Source organism: Pontixanthobacter rizhaonensis (genome assembly GCF_012972675.1).
In the GTDB taxonomy this organism is placed as follows: Bacteria; Pseudomonadota; Alphaproteobacteria; order Sphingomonadales; family Sphingomonadaceae; genus Pontixanthobacter; species Pontixanthobacter rizhaonensis.
The window spans coordinates 1612846-1630566 of sequence record NZ_JABCRE010000002.1 but is presented as its reverse complement, the minus strand read 5'-3'; the positions used below and the strand labels follow the sequence as shown (position 1 = coordinate 1630566).

Below are 17721 nucleotides of genomic sequence, written 5' to 3'. Positions count from 1 at the left end.
TCAGGACTGTCCTCATTCATTGCGGGTTGCTTTCAATGTGACTAGATGCGGGGCGGGCGGTAAACCGGCTTTCTACAAGGACACTCTTCGGGTGAATGTCATCTCTTCATATTTGCAGCGAGCCTTGGCGCTTCTGGTCTTCGCCTTGGCGGCATCTTTTGCCAATTTGGCAGCCGCACAAAACATTCCGGGCATTGACCCGAATATCGAAGCGACATTGCTGGCAGAGGGGCCGGCGAAACCCGGCGAAACCGTGATGCTGGCGATCCGGTTCGAGCCGATATCACCCGAATGGCACGGCTATTGGGAAAATCCCGGCGATGCTGGCTACGGGATGCAGCTGGAATGGGATTTGCCCGGCGGCTGGACAGCCGGTGAACCGCTTTATCCTGTCCCGGAACAATTGCTGATCTCTGGCTTGATGAACCATATTTACGAAGGGAGCTATGCTGTTCTGGTCCCTTTGACGGTACCGACCGATGCCGCGCAAGGCGTTCAGCAGATTGGCGTGGCGGCGCAGTGGCTGGCTTGCACAGACGAGATTTGCGTGCCGGAACAAGGTGAGCTTTCCTTGGCTTTGACTGTGGGCGGCGATGCTCCGCTGGATGTACGGTTTGTTGATTGGCGATCTGCCATTCCCCCGATGATCGATAGTACCGGGACTTTTGAAGTGTCCTCTTCTTCGCTGCGTATTGGCATCCCCGTGCCAGCGGCCTTGGCATTGGATAATGCGCATATTTTTGTGGCGAACAAGGAACTCGGCAATAACCGCCAGCCAAGATATTCAGCGGCCCAGAGATTGTACCGTGATGGTGATCTTCTGGTTGCAGAAATATCGGTAGACGAGCTGATCATTCCTGACGGGGTCGAAGTAGAGACTGCACCGGTGCCCGATCGGCTGACCGGCATTTTGGCGTTCGGGGACAATGAAGGTGTGCGTTTCTCCGCGAAGGAAGGCGGCGTTTCCACCGATGGCGAATTGATCCAAGGTAATAAGCCTCAGGATGTTGCTCTGCTGCCCCTATTGCTGGCAGCTCTTGCAGGGGGACTGATCCTCAACATCATGCCTTGTGTTTTTCCAATCCTGAGCCTGAAAGCGCTCAGTCTGGCGCGTGCAGGCAGTAGTGAACAAGCGGCACGGCGCGATGGCATCGCCTATGCTGCGGGTGTTATTCTGGCCTGTGTTGCTTTGGGCGGGATTATGCTCGCCCTGCGCGCGGCTGGCGAACAAGTCGGGTGGGCGTTTCAACTTCAGGAACCGTCTGTGGTGGTGGTTTTGTTGGTGCTCGCGGTGGCGATCACGGCCAACTTTGCCGGCATATTTGAACTGCCATCAATTTCGTTCACACAGGGGGGTAAGCCCGCCAGCGCCTTCGCAACAGGATTGCTGGCTGCCGTGGCTGCGACACCGTGTTCCGGCCCATTTATGGCCGCTGCAATCGGGGCAGCATTGTTATTGCCAGCAGAGCAGGCCTTGCTGTTGTTCGCTGTGCTGGGTTTGGGCTTGGCCTTACCGTTTCTTTTGGTCGGTTTTGTTCCGGCTATTCGCAATCGTCTGCCTAAACCGGGGCCGTGGATGGAGCGCTTCCGCAAGGCGATGGCAATACCGATGGGGCTGACCGCGCTTGCACTGATCTGGCTGGTGTCGCGCATTGGCGGGCAGGGATTTGCGCTGATGACAATGGTTCTGATCGCCGGGCTACTCATCGCTTTCGCTGTTGTTGGACGGCTGCAAAAACATGGCAAGATGGCTTGGCCCGCCTTTGGTTTGATCGCGGCACCGTTTGTACTGTTTGCCGCCTTTGCGCTGCCGGCCAGCTATTCTGCGGCGCAAACCAATACGGCCGCATCCATCTTGGAACCGGAAGAATATTCGGCCGCCGCGTTGGCGGATGCGCGGGCCTCTGGCCAACCGGTTTTTCTATGGTTCACAGCTGATTGGTGCGTGACCTGCAAAGTGAATGAAAGCGTCGCCATTGAACGGGAAGCAACGCGGGCCGCATTTGAACAAGCGGGCGTAATTGCGATGCGCGGCGACTGGACCCGCAGAGATGCCGAAATAACAGCCTATCTCACGCAGCAGGGCGCAGCGGGCGTGCCGCTCTATATTTGGTATGCGCCGGGCGCTGAGGCGGAACAGCTCCCCCAAGTTTTGACACCCGACAGTTTGATTACGGAAGCGCAGCGTCCATAGCTGCGGATCTGCGGCATTCGGCAATTAGCTGCGCCGGACGGTCGCTGGGGTTGAGCACTACGCGGCCGGCGCCCGGTATGGTCAATTCCACTTGGCGCGGGCCGGTGAGTACATCCAAATCAGTATCGGCGGCGTTATAGCGGCCTTCCCATAACCAGACCGTGCCATTGAAGGTCGCATCGACAGGCAGCCTCGCCATATGGCCATTGCCAATCAGCGCCATCAATGCCTGCGCTTCGCGGTCTGCCTGCGTGAACCGCGTAACATGGATGTCCGAGCCATCCGCGCTTTCTTCGCATGATAACGCCAAATAGGGGGCCTTGCCCGGCTGCCCATAGATAATGCGATCACCTTGCGTACTGTCCGCCCAAAATGCGTCAGTCGTATCAGGGGAAGCGATTGGAGCGGACGGCCCCGTCGTTTGATCTGCAGCTTCCCCGCGCCCGGAATACTCGTCAGACGCGGGCGGCTTGCAAGCGGATAGGGCCAGAGCGGCAAGCAGAGCTGATGCGTAGAACTTCATTTGCCCCACTTCTTCTGTGATTTTCCGTAGCGTAGCTTCCGTGTGCCGGGCTTACCCTCTTGAGCGCGCCCGATGATGGGTGCTTTCTTGTCGCCGTCGGGGATGCCCAGCTCATCGGCTTCCAATTTGCGGATCTCGTCGCGGATACGGCCCGCCTCTTCAAATTCGAGATTGGCGGCGGCATCGCGCATCCGTTTTTCCAAGTCTTCGATATATCCGCGCAGATTGTGACCGACCAGATTATTGACCTGATCATCGCCAATATCGACAGTGACGCCGTCTTTGCTGGCCGTATCACCGACAATATCAGCGATGTTACGTTTGATCGTCGTCGGGGTAATCCCGTGCTCTTTATTATAGGCTTCCTGTTTCTCCCGCCGCCGGTCGGTCTCGGCCATGGCGCGTTCCATGCTGCCGGTAATCCGGTCGGCATAGAGGATGACCCTGCCATCCACATTCCGCGCGGCGCGGCCGATGGTTTGCACCAGCGATGTTTCGCTGCGCAGAAAGCCTTCCTTGTCCGCATCAAGGATTGCGACCAGTCCGCATTCGGGAATGTCGAGGCCCTCGCGCAGCAAGTTAATACCAACCAGCACGTCATACACGCCCAGCCGCAAATCGCGGATCAGTTCAATCCGTTCCAGCGTTTCGACATCGCTATGCATATAGCGGACTTTCAGGCCTGCCTCATGCATAAACTCGGTCAGATCTTCGGCCATCCGCTTGGTCAGCGTAGTGACTAAAGTACGGTATCCTTGCTCGGCTGTCTCGCGGCATTGCACAATGCAATCCTGTACCTGATCCTCGACCGGGCGGATTTCTACCGGTGGGTCAATCAGGCCGGTGGGCCGGATGATCTGTTCGGCAAAGACGCCGCCGGTCTGCTCCATTTCCCAATTGCCGGGAGTGGCGGAGACAGCAACGGTTTGCGGGCGCATTGCGTCCCATTCGTTAAAACGTAGCGGTCTGTTGTCGATACAGCTGGGCAAACGGAACCCATATTGGGCGAGCGTCAGCTTGCGGCGGTGATCGCCTTTCGACATCGCGCCGATCTGCGGCACGGTCTGGTGGCTTTCATCCACAAACAGTAACGCATTTTCCGGCAGATACTCAAACAGGGTGGGTGGCGGTTCGCCAGGCAAACGGCCCGTTAGGAAGCGCGAGTAATTCTCGATCCCAGCACAGCTTCCGGTGGCGGCGATCATTTCCAGATCAAAATTGGTCCGCTGCTCCAGCCGTTGAGCTTCCAGCAGCAGGCCTTCTTCATTCAATTCTTTCAGCCGTTCTTGCAGCTCGAATTTGATCGCCTCGCTGGCCTGCTTCATTGTTGGCCCCGGCGTGACATAGTGCGAATTTGCATAGACGCGCACCGTATCGAGACTGGCGCCTTTGGTGCCGGTCAGCGGATCAAATTCGTGAATTTCTTCAATGTCATCGCCGAAGAAACTGATCCGCCACGCCATATCTTCATAGTGGCTGGGAAATATCTCCAGATTATCCCCGCGCACCCGAAACGTTCCGCGCACAAAGGCAGCGTCATTGCGCTTATATTGCAGCGCGACGAGTTTACGGATCAGTTCGCGCTGATCGACAGCGGTATCTTTCTTGATATCGAAAATCATCGCCGAATATGTTTCGACCGATCCGATACCATAGAGACAGGATACCGACGCGACGATGATCACATCATCGCGTTCCAGCAGCGACCGGGTTGCGGAATGGCGCATCCGGTCGATCGCTTCATTCACCGAGGATTCTTTTTCGATGTAGGTATCGCTACGGGCGACATAGGCTTCTGGCTGGTAATAGTCGTAATACGATACGAAATATTCGACCGCATTATTCGGGAAGAAGCTTTTGAATTCCCCGTATAACTGCGCGGCGAGGATTTTATTGGGCGCAAGGATCAGGGCAGGGCGCTGCGTTTCCTCGATCACTTTGGCCATCGTGAATGTCTTGCCCGAACCGGTTACCCCCAGCAGGGTCTGCGTTTTATCATCTTCATGCACGCCGCCAACCAATTCTGCGATGGCGGTCGGTTGGTCGCCGGCTGGCGAATATTCGGATACCAGTTCAAACTTTTTGCCCGGCATCGATTTTTCAGGCCGATTGGGCTTGTGCGGAACAAAATCCCCGCTGGTATCGGGTTCTTCTAAGCCGCGGCGGATGACGAGTTCTGACATAAATTGGGATATGGGATGCTATAGCGCTGCGGGCAAGCGCCAGATGCGGCTTGGCACCAGCATATTGTCGCGCTAGCCTGACAGGCGTCTAAATTTGAGGAAATTCCAATGATCTCACGCTGTGCCGTTCCGTTTCTGGTGCTTGCCCTTGCCGCTTGTGGAAGTGAGGCTGAAGAGCCCAAATCACCAGAAGAAGTCCAAGCCGAGATTGAGAAATTGCCGACCCAAACGCCGGGTCTGTACCGGATCACAACCAAATTGCTGGATGTGGATGTCGCGGATCTGGCCCCTGAACAAGCCGATATGATGAAGCAAAAGGGTGATCTGAAACCTGATGTCAGCGAGCAATGCGTAACGCAGGAAGAATCCGACAAGGGCGTTAAAGATGTTGTGAAAGGCATTTCGGAAGCCAGCGGGGGGGGAAGTTGCAGTTTCTCTAAATTCGCGGTGGACGGTTCAGAATTGGACTCGGTTATGACATGTGAAGGGCCGCTCGGTTCCGGCGGCGATGTGGCCATCGCTGGAACGGTCGAAGATACCGGGTTTGATCTTGTCATGGATATGAAAATCGATGCCAGCGTAATGGGCGAAATTGCCATGAAAATGAATGTGAAATCGGAACGTATTGGCGACTGCCCCTGATGCCGATTTGGTCGCGTGAGGAATTATCGCGCCGGTGGAATTTAGCGAGGCAGCCATTGCCGGAACAGGTCGATCGGCCGGCATTGCGCCTATTGCTCGGTGAACTCAGCGTCTTTCGGGAACCGTTCGTCAGGCCATTTCGCAACCTGCCAATCGAACCTGCTACCGCGCCGCAGACGGTCATGTTGTTGCCGGGATTTGCCTCGCATCCCATGCAAATGGGTTATCTCGCCAAGAATATCGAGCGTGCAGGGCATAGGGTAAAACGCTGGGGGCTGGGTTTCAATTTTGGGCCGACTGATGACAATGTCGAAAGGTTGGGCAAGCGGTTGGTGCAAATACACCAGCGTTACGGCCGGGATGTGGTGCTCATTGGTTGGAGTTTGGGCGGGCTGTTTGCCCGTGAATTGGCCAATCAACATCCTGATAAGGTGGCAAAGGTCATTACGATGGGCTCACCCTTTTCCGGAAACCCGCGCGCCAATAATGCGTGGCGTGTCTATCAATTTATTGCTGGCCATCCGGTCGATAAGCCGCCCGTGGAATATCCTGTAAGCACTAAGCCCCCAGTCGACACTGTCGCGCTGTGGAGCGAGCGCGATGGCGTTATCCATCCGCCTGCGTCGAGGGGTGACACTGGCGAGCGCGATCGAGCTATACAGGTCGACTGCACCCATATTGGCTTCTCCTATTCTCCCAATAGTATCCAGGCTGTGCTAAAGGAACTTGCAGAGTTGTAATTCGCTGTCACTATAGAACTTCGGTTGCCGCATTGCTCACCCAGCAATGGACCGCGATTGCATGAGACATTTCAGCCTATGAGCGAAGATCACGCCAAGTTTGACGAAATGTACGAGCCAGACGGCAGCGTTCGTTCTGCTTACGCAGGATATAGTGATTGGTTCACAGCGCAGGATGCAAACTGGCTGAAGCGCAAGCATCGTGATGCGGAAACCAGCTTTCGCAAAACCGGCATTACGTTCAACGTCTATGGCGAGGATGAAGCTGAAGAACGGCTGATCCCGTTTGATATGGTTCCGCGGGTCATTGCTGCGGCCGAATGGCGCAAGCTGACACGCGGCATTGAACAGCGGGTCAGTGCATTAAATGCGTTTATGCACGACCTCTATCACCGGCAGGAAATTATCCGTGCGGGCCGTGTGCCTGAACGTTTGTTTCGTCATAACAATGCTTGGTTGCAACAGATGGTCGGATTTACCCCGCCGGGCGGAGTGTACACGCATATTGTGGGCATTGATCTGGTCAGGACAGGTCCCAATGATTGGTACGTGCTGGAAGACAATGCGCGAACCCCGTCGGGGGTCAGCTATATGCTGGAAAACCGCGAAACAATGATGGGGATGTTCCCCGAATTGTTCTCTCAGGTCGGTGTGGAAACTGTCTCCAACTATCCGCGGCGTTTGGCAAAAAGCCTCGCCGCTTGTGCTCCGGAAGCCACCAGAGGCAAGCCCAATGTCGCGGTGCTCACGCCGGGGATCTATAATTCGGCGTATTTCGAGCATGCCTTTTTGGCCGATCAAATGGGCGCAGAACTGGTCGAAGGCAGTGATTTGCGCGTGGTTGATGGCCGCGTGCAGATGCGCACGACAAAGGGATATGAGCCCGTCGATGTCATTTATCGCCGGGTCGATGATGATTATCTTGATCCGCTGACCTTTGATCCAAACAGTGTGCTGGGCATTCCTGGAATAATGGATGTGTACCGGTCTGGCGGTGTCACCATTGCTAATGCGCCGGGAACGGGCGTGTGCGATGACAAAGCTGTTTACAGCTTCATGCCTGAAATCGTGGAGTTCTATACTGGTGAGAAGCCGCTTTTGCCCAATGTGCAAACTTGGCGCTGCGCAGATGATGACAGTCTGGCCTATGTGCTCGATAACCTTGAAGAATTAGTCGTCAAGGAAGTGCACGGATCGGGCGGTTATGGGATGCTGATCGGCCCGACTTCGTCCAAAAAAGAAATCGCGAAGTTCCGCAAAAAGCTAACCGCCAACCCGACCAATTATATCGCGCAACCGACACTGTCATTGTCCACCACACCGATTTTTACCCGCAAAGGTTTGACGCCGCGTCATGTCGATTTGCGGCCCTTTGTACTGGTGTCGCCCGATGGGATAGACATCACGCCCGGCGGCTTGACCCGCGTTGCGCTGAAAGAAGGGTCTCTTGTAGTCAATTCCAGCCAAGGCGGGGGCACCAAAGATACATGGGTGCTAAAAGACTGATGCTGAACAACGCCATCCTTAGGAGCAACCTATGTTAGGCCGGACTGCCAATGGTTTGTTCTGGATGTTCCGCTATCTCGAGCGTGCAGAGAATACCGCGCGTTTGTTGGATGCGGGCCTGCGTATGGCGCTTACCCGTGATCACACTGACGCTGCCGATGAATGGCGTTCCGTGATTGTAGCATCAGGCCAGAAAGCTGCATATGAAGCCAAGTTTGATGAATATGTTGGATCTGATGTGTGGAATTTCATTCTGCGTGACCGGGATAATCCCGCCAACATTCTGAGCACTTTTGAACAGGTCCGCACCAACGCCCGGCTGGTGCGGAACGCCATCAGCACAGAATTGTGGGAAGCCATCAACGAAGGATGGATGCAGCTGAGGGCAGATATGGTTCGGCCAGTCGCCCAAGGCAATTTGGGCAAGGTGGTTGCGGATATTCGCCGCGCCGGGATGCAAGCGCACGGCGCCATGCAGAATTCTATTTTGCGCGATGCGGGTTTCCATTTCGCTCGGGCTGGCACCTTGGTGGAGCGGGGGGATAGCATCGCCCGTATTCTGGATATCAAATATTACCTGCTGTTGCCGTCGCTATCCTATGTCGGGTCCAGTTTGGACAAGGGCCAATGGGACAATGTGTTGCGATCAGTGTCCGGGGACAGGGCGTATCGCTGGCTCCATGCTGGTCAAATCGACGCCCGCGGGATCGTTGAATTTCTGGTTTTGGACGAACGGTTTCCGCGCAGCCTGGCTTTTTGCCATTCGGATTTGCGGGACAATCTCGCCGCGCTGGAGCGGATACATAAAAACGAAGTGCTATCGACAGAACTGATGCGCAAAGCCGATATGCGTATGAATGACACAACGATTGATGATGTGTTTGAGCAAGGGCTGCATCAGTTTCTGATCGATTTCATCAACAGTAATTCAGCCATCGCTGCAGCGATCTCTGAAGACTATCGGTTTGTGGATTGACGCTATGAGATTATCCATTCGCCATACCACCCATTACAGTTTTGCAGACCCGGTTGTGCATGCGCTGCAACGGCTGCGTTTGACCCCCAAAGCTACGCAGGGGCAGGAAATTCTGGAATGGAATATGTCCTACCAGAATGCGTCCAAGGAACTGGAGTATGAAGACCAGAACTATAATACGGTAACTTTGGTAGGGGTGGAGCCGGACACACGCGAGGTTACGATAAGCTGCGCCGGTTTGGTGGATACGCAGGACAATGCTGGGGTGATCGGCAAGCATTCGGGCCACTTGCCGTTGTGGAGCTTTCTCGGCCAAACTCCTTTGACTAAACCCGGCGCGGAAGTGCGCCGGATGACGCACACGGTCAATAAAGATACCGGTGCAACGGTTGATGATCTTCACGCATTGTCCGAACGGATACGCGATGCGGTGGCCTATCAAACCGGACAAACTGCGGTGACCACGACAGCGGAAGAGGCCGCCAAACAAGGCGCTGGTGTATGCCAGGATCATGCGCATATCTTTATTGGTGCTGCGCGTGCGATGGATATTCCGGCGCGTTACGTCAGCGGCTATCTGATGATGAATGATCGGATCGACCAAGAAGCCACACACGCATGGGCCGAAGCGCATATTGAAGGGCTGGGCTGGGTCGGGTTTGATGTGTCTAACGGGATTAGCCCTGATCCGCGCTATGTCCGCGTTGCAACTGGCCGTGATTACCGTGATGCTGCGCCTATTACCGGCATTAGTTTTGGCACCCGGAACGAGGATCTGCGGGTCGAAGTTGCTGTGGAACAGCAGCAGATTGTCCAACAATAATCTGTATGGACCCGCACCTTTCGCTGCTGTAATTGGCGGTGCCTGCCGATCGTTGGCGGCAAAGGGATTCTAAATGACATATTGCGTTGGCATGGTGCTCGACAAGGGCCTGGTTATGATGAGCGACACCCGCACCAATTCGGGCGTCGATAACATTTCTGTATTCTCCAAAATGTTCCATTGGCAGGTACCCGGCGAGCGCGTTTTGACTGTTATGACGGCGGGCAATTTGGCCACAACCCAAGCGGTGATTAGCCAGCTGGAAGAACGCACCAAAGCACCCGAAGACCGCGACAACGTGCTGCTAAAAGCGCCAACCATGTTCCAAGTCGCTTCTGAAATCGGACAGCTGCTGCGCTCTACCATCCAGCGCACCCAAGACAGCAACGGCGCGCGCGGGAAGGGCCGTTTTACCGCATCAATCATCTTGGCCGGACAGATCGACGGGATGGAGCCGCGCATGTTCATGATCTATCCGGAAGGTAATTTTATAGAAACGAGCGCGGACACACCGTTTTTGCAGATCGGTGAAACCAAATATGGCCGGCCGATAATCCTGCGCGCATATGACCGCACGATGAGCTTTGAAGATGCCACCAAGCTGCTGATGGTATCATTTGATTCCACGCTGAAAGCGAACCTGTCGGTTGGTTTGCCGTTGGATATGATGGTTATTGAACGGGATACTTTCGCGCCGTCCTATCAGCGGCGGATCACACAGGATGATCCTTATTTCCAAGCCATATCATCAAGCTGGGGCGATGCATTGAAAACAGCCTTTCACTCGCTGCCCGATTATAGTTTTTCGTCTAAGTAGAAGCACTTAGTGACAAGCTCTTAGGTATTTTTGGCTGAGCATTTTCGCGTATTTTGGGTCCATTTTGGATCAATGATCCGGCGCGGCGCGTCGATAAGTTGGCGCGCTAAATTGGTCCAAAATAGAGTAGTGAGCGCGTGCGATTTACGATCGTTCGTTGCACTAATTTGCGCATGGACAGAACATTCACAATCCACTTTGTAGACTCAAACTCACGCAATCGGGCGGAACTTTCACGCACGGCTTTTGACCTTGGTTATCATGCCGAGGTGTACGCCGATTTTGCCGAACTGGCGGCGCGGCCCCTGTCAGGGGGTTTGGTAGTCGCCCGTGATGATGACGCGACCGGCGGAGTAGCTCGTTTGATCCGGCAAATGGGTGATGCCAGTATCTGGCTGCCCCTTATTGCGTTGGCTGATGAGCCCAATCCAGAACGGGTGGTCATGGCCATGAGGGCGGGCGCTCTTGATTACCTCACTACGCCGTTGACACTGGCGGTATTTGATGAGGCTCTTTCTCGCTTGGGGGACGAGGCGGTCCAATATAGCAAGGCTCGGCGCAAACTGGTCGAAGCACGAGATCGGATTGATCATTTGTCGGCACGGGAACGCGAAGTTCTGGATTGGCTGACAAAAGGACACAGTAACAAGGCAATTGCCCGCGAGCTAAATATCAGCCCCCGGACGGTGGAAATTCACCGCGCCAATATGATGTCGAAATTAGGTGCCAAGCATTCTGCAGAGGCTGTTCGTGTTCGGCTGGAGGCGCAAATCTAGGACAAGCTATCTGCAAAAACTGCTATTGCCTTTCTCCAGATGGAAGTGGTCGCGGTGGGCAGAATTATATTCCGGCCCCAAAACAGTGCCAAACCGTTTACACGCGCTGCGGTGGACCGTGCGCAGGAATTTCCGCTCTGCCGGGGTTCCATTGTCCCAATCTTCGGTCAGTATGATCCGGCGGCCATCGGCCAATACAAAACCGGCGACATCAATTGCCTCAGCACGCGAATGGGCCGACCGACGATTGCTGCCCGCCACATTACGGCAATTATAGCTGCCCATGGTTTCAATCCGGACAAGCTCGCTGCCCAATATTTGACGCGCGGCGCGGTCCACGCCGAAACGCGCCCAACTGGCAAACGCGCTGGCGGTGGGGCAGGTCACCGGACCCAGATTAGAAATCTCGAAGCGCGCGGTGTCGCCTCTCAACTGGGCCAGAGTGACGGCATTTACGGTAGAGCATCCCGCGCCGAAATATTTGTCTGGCAGGGCAGAGAAGCGGGAGCCGGTTTTGTCCAATTGTGTCAAACATTGGCGGCCACCAGCTGACATTGTAATGGGGGCTGAGACAGAAGTTGTACGGGATTTTGCCGAACTTTCTTTGCCGCCAACGCCAGCAGGCACGAGGTTACAGGCGCTAAGCGCCAACCCTAAGCCCAGTGCTGTCCATTGTTTCCACATGCGCCCTGCAATGACAGAACACGGTTAACGGCACTTGAAATTCTATGGTTAGCGGATCGTAAACACCGCTCGGTTCAGGCGACGATTAGGGCGCTTCGACTTGTTGCCACAGCTCAATTTTGACGCCGTCGGGGTCCAGCACCCATGCGAATTTGCCGTATCCTTCATCGACAAAGTCGAGCACCTCGACATCGCGGCTTTTCAATAGCGTGACAAAGCTGTCGAGGTCATCAACCCGTAAATTAATCATGAAATGGGGGTTGCCCGGTTCAAGATATTTGGACTCTTTGAAATGACTGATGAGAGAATATGGCTGGTCACCCGTTTCTTCCGACCAGCTCAGTTGCGGGCCATATTCTCCGTCCAGCCCCAGCTTTTCACGGTACCAAGCCCGCGTTGCTGCCGGGTCTTTCACCACATAAAAGACCCCGCCCAATCCGGTAATTTTGGCCATCAAACCATCTCCCTCTGTTTGGTCAGGCGGCTTACCGCCACAATCGCGATCCATGCAGCGATAAAGCCGGGAATAATCTCATACACTCCGCCGCCGCCCATGAACTGAGCATTCCAGCCCAGACTGATCCACGCTGTCACGGTCGCTGCCCCCACGATCAAGCCAGCTAACGCCCCGTTGCCGGTCATCTTGTCCCATGTGAGCGAGAGTATGATAAGCGGCCCGAACGCCGCACCAAATCCTGCCCAAGCGTTGGATACCAGGCCCAGCACCTGGCTGTCCGGGTTACTTGCGATCACTATGGCCATCAACGCAACCAGCAGCACGCACAGGCGGCCAATGTTCACGGTTTCGCGCTCGCTTGCATCCTTGCGCAGGAGCAGCCGGTAGAAGTCTTCTGTCAGGGACGATGACGCAACCAGCAATTGCGAACTGATTGTGCTCATGATGGCAGCGAGCAATGCCGCCAGCAAAAATCCGGTAATCAAAGGGTGGAACAGCAAATTGGCCAGAATGATGAAGATGGTTTCGGGGTCTTCGACGATCAGCGCATTGGCCTCTGCATAGGCGCGTCCAGCGATGCCGACACCAATCGCGCCAAGCAGCGCGACGCCCATCCAGCTCATCCCGATCCGGCGCGCTATTTTCACATCAGCCACACTGCGGATAGCCATGAACCGCACGATAATGTGCGGCTGTCCAAAATAGCCAAGGCCCCATGTCACCGCGCTCAGAAAGCCGACAAAAGTCAGGCCGGTAGACAGGTTCAGATAGGCTGGACCGATCTGGGATAGGGCATCTGGTATCGCAGATAATTCGCCCAGACCGCCAATGTCTTTGCCACCCCAAATGACCACTGCTGGCATCAGAACCAGCGCCACCACCATGATGCAGCCTTGGACAAAGTCGGTTAAACTGACCGCCAGAAAGCCACCAACCATGGTGTAGGCGAGCACGACCCCGGCGGTGATCCAAATGCCGAGCATGTAATCACTGATCCCAACATCGCCGAACAGGCTGGCGAAGCTGGTTTCAAACAGCTTGCCGCCGCCCACCATGCCAGCGGCAGTATAGACCGCGAAGAATGCGACGATGATGATCGCAGCGACCAGCCTTAAGGCTGTGGCGCGTTCTGGAAATCGATTGGCGAGAAATTGCGGGATGGTAAGCGCATTGCCAAGTTCTTCTGTTTGCTTGCGCAGTCTGGGCGCCACTACCCACCAATTGACCAGAGCGCCCACGAACAGGCCGATACCGATCCATGCCTCCACCAAGCCGGCGGCATATAGCGCGCCGGGTAGGCCCAGCAGTAACCAGCCCGACATATCGGAAGCACCAGCCGAGAGGGCCGCAACGGCAGGATGTAGATTGCGTCCGGCCAGCAGATATCCTGCGCTGTCAGACGTGGATTTGCGCCAGGCATATATACCGATGGCGATCATCAGCAGAAAATAGCCAGCGAGAGAGATCAATATTCCTGTTTGCATAACCGAACAGGTAACAGGACATCGAGCTGGTGACCACTGGCAGCATAGTGCTCACAATATCATGCCCTTATAAGCGAGCGGCTTTTAACGTGGTGTTCCCGGTCATATGATTTTTTGCCTGCCGCGGTGTCGGCGCTACTAACCCCTGCGCGAGATCTGCGAATGCCGCGTGGGATAGCGGTTTTGAAAGCACGCTCTGAAAGCCAGCAGCTTCGTATACAGCGGCGTCTTCACTGTTCTGTGAACCGTGAGAGAGGGCGAATGCGGGCAGGGCGTGCGGCGTCATTCCCGCTATACGCAATGTCCGGATAACATGCAGAACTGTGTCTGGTTCGTGATCCAAATCCATCATGATCGCGATGTAGGGATAGTCATTCAGCTCTGCGGTTCGCAACATGGTGATCGCTTCCACCGCGGTATTGATATGATCGAACTGAAAGCCAAAGGCTTGCAAGATGGCCTCCGTTTGCACGCGTTCACTCTCGCTTGCTTGGCATACCAAAATACGCGGTAATTGCAGCGCGTTCAGGCTGGTTAGCGGTACGTGGGCGGGGCGGGTCTGTTGCGATGATTGATACAAGGAAAATACAGATCCGCGGCCCGGTGTGCTGCGGACCGTAATTTTACCGCCCATTTTCTCCGCCAATTTTTGGGCAATGCTGAGGCCCAAACCCACGCCAGCGCTCGCTTCCGTAACCGGACTGGCATCAACGCCGGAAATTGCATTGTCGTGAGGGCGGGTGATGCTGGCTTGCTCAAACGGCAGGAATATCCGGCTAAGTTCTTCTGCCGATAGACCCGGGCCGTTATCTACCACGCTCCAGATGAGCTGGTGGGCGCGTTGCCGAAGAACCAGCTGGACCTGCCCGCCGCCGTTCTTCCCTGTCGCCTGTGCGGCATTGGCTAGCAAGTTCGTCACGATCTGCCGCAAACGGGCTGCGTCACCGCGCGCCACAGATGGAACCGACTGATCGATCCGGCAGCTTAGCACGGTATTGTCTCTGCCGTGGGCGGCCGCCACCATTGCGGTGCAATCACGTGCCAGTTGGGCTGGGGAGAATGGTTTGGCGGTGATACGAACATCGCCGTTTTGGGCCATGGCTTCATCCAGCAAATCATTGACCATCGCCAACATCGTTTCGCTACAGGCCGTGATCCGCTCGACCAACTGATGCTGTTCATCGTTCAGATCGGGGCCATCCAGCAACGACGCAAATCCTGCGATACCGGTTAGCGGGGTTCGCAATTCATGGCTGATGGACGCTAGGTGCTGTGCCCACCGCGTGTTAATCCGCTGTGCGGTTGCTTCAGCAGTTTCCACTGCTCCGGAGGCCACTGCCGAGGTGGTGCCGCCGCAAAGCGCGCATTCGGCGGCATCCAGCGTGACGACGCTAAAGGCTTCGTCTGGAAAGGGCAGCGCCAGTCCACCACGTGGCAAATTCCGGTGGCGGGGTTGCGGTTGGGCGGCGTGATCGTCGAACATCTGTTCCTCCTGCTAGAGAGGCAGGGACTACCCATCTGCATTTAATTCGGCAGCTGAGCAGGGATAGGTAATTGCGCCTATTTGTAACAGGTTGCGTGCAGTGAATTATTTATTCGTTGAGTGTGTAACCAATTGCCCTGTCCCAACGAACGCACAAGTAGACCCCATTCCCGCTCAAGGATTATTTATGAAGAAACTGCTTTCCCTGTTCGCTGCGATCGCTGCCCTATTTGCATTGACGCCAGTCGCCGCAGCTCCGGCTTGGACCAGCTATAGCGATGAAAGTTTTGCCCGTGCACAAAATGCTGGCAAAACGATTATTGTCGATGTGCATGCTGACTGGTGCCCGACTTGCCGTGCCCAACAACCGATTTTGAATGAACTGCGCGCCGATAAGCGATTGAAAGATGTTGTCTTCATCAAAGTAGACTTCGACAGCGATAAAGGTTTCCTGCGCGCCAACCGTATTCCGCGCCAGTCGACCATCGTCGTGTTCAAAGGCAAAAAAGAAACTGCCCGCTCTATCGCTGAAACTAACCGCAAACGTCTGCGCAGCGTTGTGCTCGGCGCGATTTGATTGCTGATTTGACCGTTTAGGACAAGCGCAATGATCGGCAGCACCTTTCTGGCTTACGTCGCGGGGTTGGTAACTATCCTCAACCCTTGCGTGCTGCCGCTCATTCCCATCCTGATCGCTTCGGCGTTGGGGAAGGGCAAATTCGGTCCGGTCGCATTGGCGGCCGGCATGGTCACATCCTTCACTATTTTCGGCTTTGTGGTGATCGCCTTTGGCTTTTCGCTGGGTATCAATGAACAAGCTGTACGCAGTTTTGCTGGTGGATTGCTTGTTCTGGCAGGTGTGCTGCTATTGATCCCGAGGGCGCAAGCGGCCCTAAGCGCGGCCGCTGCGCCTCTTACCAACCTGGGCAACCGGGCGTTGGGCAATGTCAGCGGAGAGGGGATGATCGGCCAATATTCGATCGGCGCATTGCTTGGGCTGGTATGGGCCCCCTGTGTCGGCCCGACATTGGGCGTTGCGATTGCCGCAGCGAGCCAAGGCGAAAATCTGGCATCAGCGTTTTTTACGTTCTTTGTGTTTGGATTGGGCGTCGCAACGTCGATCCTATTATTCGCCTATGGCTCACGCAAAGCATTGGGTGAACGGGGCAAGACGATGCAGTCTATTTCCCGCTATGCGAAACCGATCTTCGGCGTGTCGCTGCTGGTTGTGGGCGCAATGGTACTAACCGGCTTTGACAAACTTATCGAAATCGCTCTGCTTGATGTTCTGCCGCAATGGCTGATCGAGTTTACCACACGGTTCTGACAAATGCCGGTATCTCTTTGGCCAAGAGAAGACCGTTCACCGCGAGTGGTCCCGTATTTCCATTCTCCATATTGCTCAACATTTAGGGTTTTGAATGATCATATTACTGTTGGGCTTCACAGCCTTGTTTCTCGCCTTCAGCAATGGCGCCAACGATAATTTCAAGGGGTTCGCCACGGTTTGGGGCAGTGCCTCGCTCAGCTATCGTCGGGCGTTGATATTTGCCTCCATCGCAACGCTGTTGGGCGGTATTACTTCGGTTCTGGTGGCCGATGCTTTGGTCCAGCAATTTTCGGGCAAAGGGCTGGTTGGCGATGAACTTGCCAATGCCCCGCAATTCGCGCTGGCCGTTGCTGGCGGCGCGGCCATTACGGTTATTCTGGCGACCCGACTGGGTTTTCCCATATCGACCACCCATGCCTTGGTCGGTGGTCTGGTGGGGGCAGGTCTGGCCCAAAGCGAAACTTCCATCAATCTTGGCAATCTGGGTGCCAAATTTGTTTTGCCACTTTTGACCAGCCCGTTCCTATCGGCGTTCTTGGCGTTCGCCGCGTACCTGGTGATCCGTCAGGTTCGCAGGCGAAAGCGGCTATCTGCAGAAAGCACAAAGCCTGAAATCGCCGAGCAGACGAATGATCGACCAGCGAAAGCCATGGACGCGGTGCACTATTTATCAGCGACCAGCATTTGCTTCGCCCGCGGGGTTAACGACACGCCAAAACTGGCGGCGCTGTTGATCGGTACGCAAGTGGCCACGCCTGCCTATTCGGCTTTGGCGGTCACGGCCGCAATGGTGGTGGGTGGGTGGTTGCTATCCCGCCGTGTTGCAGAAACGATGAGCCTGAAAATCAATCGGCTGGATGCGACGCAGGGCGTGTCGGCAAATCTCATCACCGCAGGTTTGGTATTATGTGCCAGCCGGTTTGGCTTGCCGGTTTCAACGACTCATGTGTCGGTTGGTTCGATTATAGGCACTGGCGCAGCAGCGGGAACATTGGACTTGTCTATGGTCCGCAATGTTATCCTGTCTTGGGTGGCCACTTTGCCGATTGCAGCGACGATTGCCTTTCTGGTGGGCATCGCCGCTGCGTGATCGAAAAACGCTA

17 protein-coding genes are annotated in these 17721 nt (G+C 55.4%); 11 read left to right on the top strand and 6 right to left on the bottom strand.

Annotation, left to right across the window (positions count from 1 at the left end; genetic code table 11):
* The first annotated feature begins 91 nt into the window (after positions 1-91).
* Positions 92-2194, top strand: coding sequence for a protein-disulfide reductase DsbD family protein (locus HKD42_RS07755; protein WP_343042248.1), 2103 nt, complete (start codon positions 92-94; stop codon positions 2192-2194).
* Here the strand turns inward: HKD42_RS07755 and HKD42_RS07750 are convergent.
* Together HKD42_RS07750 and uvrB are read right to left on the bottom strand one after the other, a co-directional pair.
* Positions 2172-2717 carry a hypothetical protein gene (locus HKD42_RS07750; protein ID WP_170011921.1) on the bottom strand — a complete coding sequence of 182 codons (546 nt, stop codon included), beginning with the start codon at positions 2715-2717 and terminating at the stop codon, positions 2172-2174. The two genes, HKD42_RS07755 and HKD42_RS07750, sit on opposite strands and share 23 nt — an antisense overlap.
* Positions 2714-4900 (bottom strand): excinuclease ABC subunit UvrB, encoded by a 2187-nt coding sequence (uvrB, locus tag HKD42_RS07745; RefSeq protein ID WP_170011919.1) that lies wholly within the window; start codon positions 4898-4900, stop codon positions 2714-2716. The genes HKD42_RS07750 and uvrB overlap by 4 nt, the downstream gene beginning before the upstream one ends.
* A 108-nt stretch (positions 4901-5008) precedes the next feature.
* On the opposite strand from uvrB, the gene HKD42_RS07740 reads away from it, so the two are divergent.
* From HKD42_RS07740 to HKD42_RS07710, 7 genes are all read left to right on the top strand, one after another.
* Entirely contained in the window at positions 5009-5542 is a 534-nt protein-coding gene (locus tag HKD42_RS07740) for a DUF3617 domain-containing protein (RefSeq protein WP_170011917.1), read from the top strand.
* Positions 5542-6282, top strand: a complete 741-nt coding sequence (locus tag HKD42_RS07735) for an alpha/beta hydrolase family protein (protein WP_170011915.1) — start codon at positions 5542-5544, stop codon at positions 6280-6282. The genes HKD42_RS07740 and HKD42_RS07735 overlap by 1 nt, the downstream gene beginning before the upstream one ends.
* Before the next feature lie 78 nt (positions 6283-6360).
* Positions 6361-7788 (top strand): circularly permuted type 2 ATP-grasp protein, encoded by a 1428-nt coding sequence (locus HKD42_RS07730; protein WP_170011913.1) that lies wholly within the window; start codon positions 6361-6363, stop codon positions 7786-7788.
* Positions 7789-7819: 31 nt separating this feature from the next.
* Positions 7820-8764: an alpha-E domain-containing protein gene (locus HKD42_RS07725; protein WP_170011911.1), complete on the top strand. Its 945-nt coding sequence runs from the start codon at positions 7820-7822 to the stop codon at positions 8762-8764.
* A 4-nt stretch (positions 8765-8768) separates the two neighbouring features.
* Positions 8769-9587 carry a transglutaminase family protein gene (locus HKD42_RS07720; RefSeq protein WP_170011909.1) on the top strand — a complete coding sequence of 273 codons (819 nt, stop codon included), beginning with the start codon at positions 8769-8771 and terminating at the stop codon, positions 9585-9587.
* 73 nt (positions 9588-9660) lie between these two features.
* Positions 9661-10404: a proteasome-type protease gene (locus HKD42_RS07715; RefSeq protein WP_170011907.1), complete on the top strand. Its 744-nt coding sequence runs from the start codon at positions 9661-9663 to the stop codon at positions 10402-10404.
* Between the two features lie 173 nt (positions 10405-10577).
* Positions 10578-11180 carry a response regulator transcription factor gene (locus tag HKD42_RS07710; RefSeq protein ID WP_170011905.1) on the top strand — a complete coding sequence of 201 codons (603 nt, stop codon included), beginning with the start codon at positions 10578-10580 and terminating at the stop codon, positions 11178-11180.
* Between the two features lie 6 nt (positions 11181-11186).
* Here HKD42_RS07710 and HKD42_RS07705 read toward each other — a convergent pair whose 3' ends face one another.
* The 4 genes from HKD42_RS07705 to HKD42_RS07690 all read right to left on the bottom strand — a co-directional run bounded on the left by HKD42_RS07705 (position 11187) and on the right by HKD42_RS07690 (position 15288).
* The gene (locus tag HKD42_RS07705; protein ID WP_170011903.1) at positions 11187-11864 is read right to left on the bottom strand and encodes an extensin family protein; all 678 of its coding nucleotides are present in this window, start codon (positions 11862-11864) and stop codon (positions 11187-11189) included.
* An 85-nt stretch (positions 11865-11949) separates the two neighbouring features.
* On the bottom strand, positions 11950-12318 hold the full coding sequence (locus HKD42_RS07700) for a VOC family protein (protein WP_170011901.1): 369 nt from the start codon (positions 12316-12318) through the stop codon (positions 11950-11952).
* Positions 12318-13805, bottom strand: a complete 1488-nt coding sequence (gene putP / locus HKD42_RS07695; protein WP_170011899.1) for a sodium/proline symporter PutP — start codon at positions 13803-13805, stop codon at positions 12318-12320. The genes HKD42_RS07700 and putP overlap by 1 nt, the downstream gene beginning before the upstream one ends.
* A gap of 67 nt (positions 13806-13872) precedes the next feature.
* Complete coding sequence (locus HKD42_RS07690) at positions 13873-15288, bottom strand: ATP-binding response regulator (RefSeq protein ID WP_170011897.1); 1416 nt, start codon at positions 15286-15288, stop codon at positions 13873-13875.
* 187 nt (positions 15289-15475) lie between these two features.
* On the opposite strand from HKD42_RS07690, the gene HKD42_RS07685 reads away from it, so the two are divergent.
* The 3 genes from HKD42_RS07685 to HKD42_RS07675 all read left to right on the top strand — a co-directional run bounded on the left by HKD42_RS07685 (position 15476) and on the right by HKD42_RS07675 (position 17708).
* Positions 15476-15865: a thioredoxin family protein gene (locus HKD42_RS07685; RefSeq protein WP_170011895.1), complete on the top strand. Its 390-nt coding sequence runs from the start codon at positions 15476-15478 to the stop codon at positions 15863-15865.
* 30 nt (positions 15866-15895) lie between these two features.
* The gene (locus tag HKD42_RS07680) at positions 15896-16615 is read left to right on the top strand and encodes a cytochrome c biogenesis CcdA family protein (protein ID WP_170011893.1); all 720 of its coding nucleotides are present in this window, start codon (positions 15896-15898) and stop codon (positions 16613-16615) included.
* Positions 16616-16709: 94 nt separating this feature from the next.
* Complete coding sequence (locus HKD42_RS07675; protein ID WP_170011891.1) at positions 16710-17708, top strand: inorganic phosphate transporter; 999 nt, start codon at positions 16710-16712, stop codon at positions 17706-17708.
* Positions 17709-17721: the final 13 nt, after the last annotated feature.